This window comes from Desulfovibrio sp., assembly GCF_035644575.1.
In the GTDB taxonomy this organism is placed as follows: Bacteria; Desulfobacterota; Desulfovibrionia; order Desulfovibrionales; family Desulfovibrionaceae; genus Desulfovibrio.
Map to the genome: position 1 here is coordinate 1 of NZ_DASQOG010000143.1, position 5544 is coordinate 5544.

Sequence of the window (5544 nt, forward strand, 5' to 3'; positions counted from 1 at the left end):
GTGCCCACAAAGCCGGGAATCTTGCCACCCCGCTCAGTGATTGGTATGAGAGCGGGACGAGTTTATTCTTCAGAAGGTCTTTTATGATGAAACCCCTTCTTTCCCTTTGTGTTCTGGCCAGTCTGTGCCTCCCCCAGCCAACGGCGGCGGATCAGACCGACTATGCGGAATATACACCTTCGCCGGGAAGCCCCGCAGCCAACCACGCCGCAGATATGCGGACATGGCTGCAACAGCTTTCGCCCGCGCAACGGGCCAAAGCCCAGGCCGTCATTGACGAATACTCCCCCAAGGTGAACGAACTGCGCAAAAGCATCATGCTGAAAAAAAACGAGCTTGCCCACCTGAGCTACAACCAGACCACCTCGCCGGAAACGCTGCCCCGTCTGGGGCATGAATTACAGCAATTGCGAGATGAACTGCGCGCCCTTCTGCAACGAGCAGACCAGCGCATGGATACTGAGGTAGGCGTTCCGCTTGGCAGCCCGCAAACCCGCGGGTGCAGCATGGAATATCCCGGTCTGTCCACTTCCGCCAGCAAGTAACCGCGACAATCTGCTCGCAGCAACACGCGTCCGCCCTCAAGGCGGGCGCGTTTTTTTATTCAATTGCGCCCGGCAGCCCCTGTAAGAAAATTATGCAGATGTACAAATTTTATACAGAGACAATGCCCGAATGTATAAAAAACATACGCTTCTCTGCCCAAGGGCGCAACGGCAACGGGGAATAATCCATCAACAGCATAATTTTATTGAATAAAAATTAGTTGGCACACGCATTGCTATATAGCAAGCAAACGTTGCAGGAACAACGAAACCATATACGAGAAAAAAGACTACGAGGTAGCCTTCCATGAAATCCAAAAACATCGCCATCGCAGCCATACTTGCAGCAACCCTGATGGGTGGCGCTATAACGGCATACAGCCAGCCTGGCCCCGCAGGAGATATGCCCGAAGGTATGCGGGAAATGGGCGGCTGCATGGGTGAAATGCCCTGCCCTGGCATGCAGGGACACGGCATGATGGGCCGTGGGGCGTATACCCCCGAACAACAGCAGAAGTATGACGCCATTGTGGCTGAGTTCGTCAAACAGATGGAACCCGTAAAGGACCAGATGTTCATCAAGCGACAGGAGCTGCGCGCCCTGCAAAATGCCTCCACCCCCGATATTGCGGCTGTGCGCGCCACTGCCACCGAATTGCTGCAACTCAGAAAGCAGCTCGGTCAGATGCACGAAACCATGACCCAGCGTCTTGAAAAAGAAGTGGGCAAGCCTGCCGCTGCCCCCATGCCCAAAAAGGACGCACCCGCTGCGGCGAAACACCAGCACGGCGCGGCCCAGTAACCACAACTTAACCGAAATTGCCGCTCCCAACTCGTCCGCCCAAGGCGGTTGACATATACAGATCACTGCGAACAGATTTCCGTCCTGCCCCCTACCCCCAAGGGGGGTATTACGGAGCCTCCAAGAACCTCCTCCTTTGAACAGAACCTTATAACCATCAACACCCTCCCTCCCTTCTCGGCCGCCGGTTCCCCCCCGGCGGCCGCCTCCTTTTCCAGATCAGACAACAAACGCACAGAACCCGCAGTAAAGCGGATTCTGTGCGTTTTGCCCTGCGCGGCATTACTCTGGCCGCGCTTGAATTTTAGCAACTGAGCGTGGGGAAAAAACTTTTTACAAAAGGCGTCTCCCTGCAAAACATTTTGCTTCCAACCATGCCTAGATGAAAACAAGCTGCGGCGAGATTTTCTCGTCAAAAAATACCGTGCGCAGCCCCAGCGCGGCCCACTTGGCGCGCAATTCACCCTTGGCGCCCCAAAAGAAACCCTGGGCTGACCGGGGCAGCTGCAAATCAAACTGCGCGGCTGGTGTTACCGCCCCCTCGCCTAGCAGTTCCCTTACCGCCAACAGCAAGGCGCGGCCCCTGACCCTGCCGCCAAGCTCCCTGTCCACCGGCCCCGCAAGCACGGCACTTTCCAGCCCCGCCTCCGGGGCAAGCCCCATGCGGATCACGGGCACGTTGGCCCGCGCTGCCATGAGCCAGCCGTGAGCAAGGCTTTCAAGTGTATCCTCCAGCGGCCAGGGTTTGTAGCTCCCCTCACGCCACATGGCGGCAAGGCCGGTGCCTTCAAGCACAAGGCAGGGATAAAACCGCAGCATCTGCGCGCCCGCAGCCAGGGCCATTGGTACATCGTCCCTAAAAAACTGCGGGCTATGCCCCGGCATGCCGGGCAAGAGCTGCACCACCAGCTTGAGGCCCGCAGCCCGCACAAGGGCGCAGGCCGCCTTGGCAGTGCCGCCGGTATAGCCCCGGCGGGAGGCGGCAAGGGCGCTGTCGGCAAAACTCTGCACGCCCAGTTCCACCACGCCGCAGCCTGCGGCGCGCAGCCTCTCCAGTATCGCGGCGTCTACCCTGTCTGGACGTGTTGAACAGCGGAAGGAACGTATCCAGCCTTTTTTCTGCGCTTCGCAGGCCAGATTAAGGCAGGCGGACAGATCCTCCTCCGGCAATGCCGTGAACGTGCCTCCGTAAAATGCCAGTTCCGCCGCAGGTTGCCCGCTCTCGTGGCGCAGACGCAAATTCTCCCGTGCGGCAAGCAGCAGGCCCTCCACGCTTGCGGCGCGCGGGCTTTCCACCATGTCCGGATTTTGACAGCCGCCAATGCCGGTCTGCACATCCTGCGCGCAAAAAACACAGCGCACAGGGCAGCCCCTGAATGGCAAAAAAACCGGCACAACGGCCTGCCTTTGTGCCGCACTGCGCCGCAGCCATACAAAATCCAGCGGCACTACGCGCCTTTTGCCCACAATCTGCGATGAATGGTGCGCACTATTCAGAGTCATATCCATATCCGCCCCACATATATGGGGTGCGGCGGCGGTTTCACAGCCGGTCTCCTCAGAATGGGATTGTCTATAAAAGGGCGCAGAAATGTCCATAAGGGTCATGGACAAAAACTTTTTTTTGAGGGGCATAGGGGGCTCGCTGACTGTGAAACGGTATGCAGAGCGCATTGGACGGAAAATAACATGCAGGCGATTTTTTTAAAAAAATCTTGCTCTGTCTGTAACTTGCGTGTATTTTACACAAAAGTTCCGTTTGTGTGAAGCTGACAAACATTGCTGCGGGGCATTAGGGACACTGGGTTCCACTCAGCCATACCAGCGCACTGCGCCGGAGAGCACTATGAAAAAAACACTGACCAAAGCGGACATCGTGGAGGCCATCTACGAAGAGACGGACAAAAACCGCGTAGATGTCAAGAACGTGGTAGAAAAACTGCTGGAGATCATGAAGGTCGCCATCAAAAAAGACCGGGCCCTGCTTATCAGCGGATTCGGCAAGTTTGAGTGTTATGACAAGGCCTCCCGCAAGGGCCGCAACCCCAAGACAGATGAAACCATCACCCTGCCGCCGCGCAAGGTTATGGTGTTTCGCCTCTCGCGCAAGCTTCGCGCAGAGCTGAACCCCTAGGCAAGCTCGGAGCCTCGGCAGCCTTGGCATGCCGGTGGGGGCGCGTGTGACGCGTTTCTTGTCGTGCGCGCTTTTTCTTTGCCATCTGGCCTACAAAAAATGCACAGCCCGGCACGGCAGACATGCTTGCCGGGCTTGAGCAACCGCCTTGCCCTGCTGTGCAGGACGTAAGGCGGCACTTGGGGATCAAAGCAGGATGCCCGTCATTTCCGCGGCTCAGCCGCAGAGTGCGGAGCATCCCACACCGCAACTCGAAAGAATCCAGGCTGACGCCAGCGCGGCGGGCATGTCCACGCCGTCCAACGGGAGTCGCACATGCTTTTCAACTCGTACACATTCCTTTTCGCTTTTCTACCCCTGCTGCTGGTATGCTGGCGGCTGGCCCAGGGCTACGGCCCCACTGGTCTTGCTTTGGTGCTGCTGGCTTTTTCCGTAGTATTTTACGGTTTGTGGGGCTTGCCCTTCCTGATTCTACTGGCTGTGATTCTGGGCATGAACTATGCCTTTGCCCTTGCCCTGGCAGCGCCAGAGCCAGAGCAGAAACAGGATGCCGCCGCTGATGACGCGGAAGGCGATGGCGAAAAGGCCTGTCTGTGCGGTTCGCGCAAGCAGGCTGGCTGCCGGTTCCACCTGAGCCGCAAGGGTCTGCTTATCCTTGCCCTGGTGCTCAACCTGCTGCCCCTGCTGTGGTTCAAGTATTCCGCCTTTCTGGCCCAGAATCTTGGGGCGTTGCTGCATGCGCAGTGGCATTTCTCCCCGCCCGGGCTGCCCTTGGGTATTTCTTTTTATACCTTCATCCAGATCGCCTGGCTTGTCAGCGTATACCGCGGGCAGGTAACGCCCCAGGGCTTTACGCGGCATGCGCTGTTCTCCGCATGCTTTCCCTATGTGATTTCCGGGCCAATAGTGCGCTATGAGCAGATAGGCCCGCAGTTTGATACCCTTGCCCCCACCACGGCGGAAAATCTGGCTCAGGGCTTTACGCTTTTTACCATAGGCATGGTCAAAAAGGTTCTGCTGGCCGACAGTATCGCCATGTACGCCGACTCTGTCTTCAATGCTGCGGAAAAGGCCTTTCCCCTCAGCGGGGCCGAGGCGTGGCTGGGTTCTCTGTGCTATACCTTCCAGCTGTATTTTGACTTTTCGGGCTACACGGACATGGCCATTGGCCTTGCCCTCATGCTGGGACTCCGGCTGCCGGAAAACTTTGATTCCCCCTACAAATCCACAGGCATTGTGGACTTCTGGCGGCGCTGGCACATCACGCTCAGTTCGTGGCTGCGCGATTTTCTGTACATCCCCCTAGGCGGCAACCGCAAAGGGCGGCTCATGCAGTACCGCAACCTGTTTCTGACCATGCTGATCGGCGGCGCGTGGCACGGCGCAGGCTGGACCTTTATTGTCTGGGGCGCGCTGCACGGTTCCATGCTGGGCATCAACCACTTTTTCCGCGCCTGCATCAAGGGCAAAACGCTGGAACGCGTATTGGCCCTTGCGCCGCTGCGCCTCTGCTCCATCCTGTTTACATTTTTCTGCATCAATCTGTGCTGGGTTGTGTTCCGCGCGCTGACAATTGAAGGCGCGGGCCGCATGTTCAAAGCCATGTTCACAGGGCCGTTTACGCGTGAAGCGGCGGGCCTGAGCGCAACAACCGACGGGCTTGCGGGCTTTGCCGCCCTGGTGGCACGCTGGCTGCCCAACAACTACATTCAGGGATGGGTTCCCTTTGCGCTGCTGCTGGCGAGCTTTCTGGTGGTCTGGGCGCTGCCCAACAGCCGCGAGATTCTGCACGGCAGACGCGATGGCAGCCGCCCGCGCCTGAGCTGGCGGCCCACCGCCGCCTGGGCCACAGGGCTGGCCGTTATGGCCTTCCTGACCCTGATTCTGGTTTCGCGCAAGGCGACCTTCCTGTACTTCCAATTTTAACCACGCGTGAACGCCATGAACAACACAGAAACCGCCTTTTTGAAGCGTTATTTTCTCGTGCTGCTGGGCCTTGTCCTGGCGGGATGCCTGCTGGCCGTTCCCTATACCGCGTGGTGGCTGCACAGCAGCGGCGACGT

5 protein-coding genes are annotated in these 5544 nt (G+C 58.2%); 4 read left to right on the forward strand and 1 reads right to left on the reverse strand.

The annotated features are described in order from the left end of the window. Positions 1-83: 83 nt before the first annotated feature. Together VEZ52_RS08080 and VEZ52_RS08085 are read left to right on the forward strand one after the other, a co-directional pair. Positions 84-545 carry a periplasmic heavy metal sensor gene (locus VEZ52_RS08080; protein WP_291443350.1) on the forward strand — a complete coding sequence of 154 codons (462 nt, stop codon included), beginning with the start codon at positions 84-86 and terminating at the stop codon, positions 543-545. A 307-nt stretch (positions 546-852) separates the two neighbouring features. Then, on the forward strand, positions 853-1347 hold the full coding sequence (locus tag VEZ52_RS08085; protein ID WP_324836371.1) for a Spy/CpxP family protein refolding chaperone: 495 nt from the start codon (positions 853-855) through the stop codon (positions 1345-1347). Positions 1348-1725: 378 nt separating this feature from the next. On the opposite strand, the gene VEZ52_RS08090 is transcribed toward VEZ52_RS08085, so the two are convergent. Next, positions 1726-2850: a radical SAM protein gene (locus VEZ52_RS08090; RefSeq protein WP_324836372.1), complete on the reverse strand. Its 1125-nt coding sequence runs from the start codon at positions 2848-2850 to the stop codon at positions 1726-1728. A gap of 343 nt (positions 2851-3193) precedes the next feature. Between VEZ52_RS08090 and VEZ52_RS08095 the strand changes: the two genes are divergently transcribed. Together VEZ52_RS08095 and VEZ52_RS08100 are read left to right on the forward strand one after the other, a co-directional pair. Further along, the gene (locus VEZ52_RS08095) at positions 3194-3481 is read left to right on the forward strand and encodes an integration host factor subunit alpha (RefSeq protein ID WP_022657574.1); all 288 of its coding nucleotides are present in this window, start codon (positions 3194-3196) and stop codon (positions 3479-3481) included. Positions 3482-3796: 315 nt separating this feature from the next. Continuing rightward, on the forward strand, positions 3797-5407 hold the full coding sequence (locus VEZ52_RS08100; RefSeq protein ID WP_324836373.1) for an MBOAT family O-acyltransferase: 1611 nt from the start codon (positions 3797-3799) through the stop codon (positions 5405-5407). Positions 5408-5544: the final 137 nt, after the last annotated feature.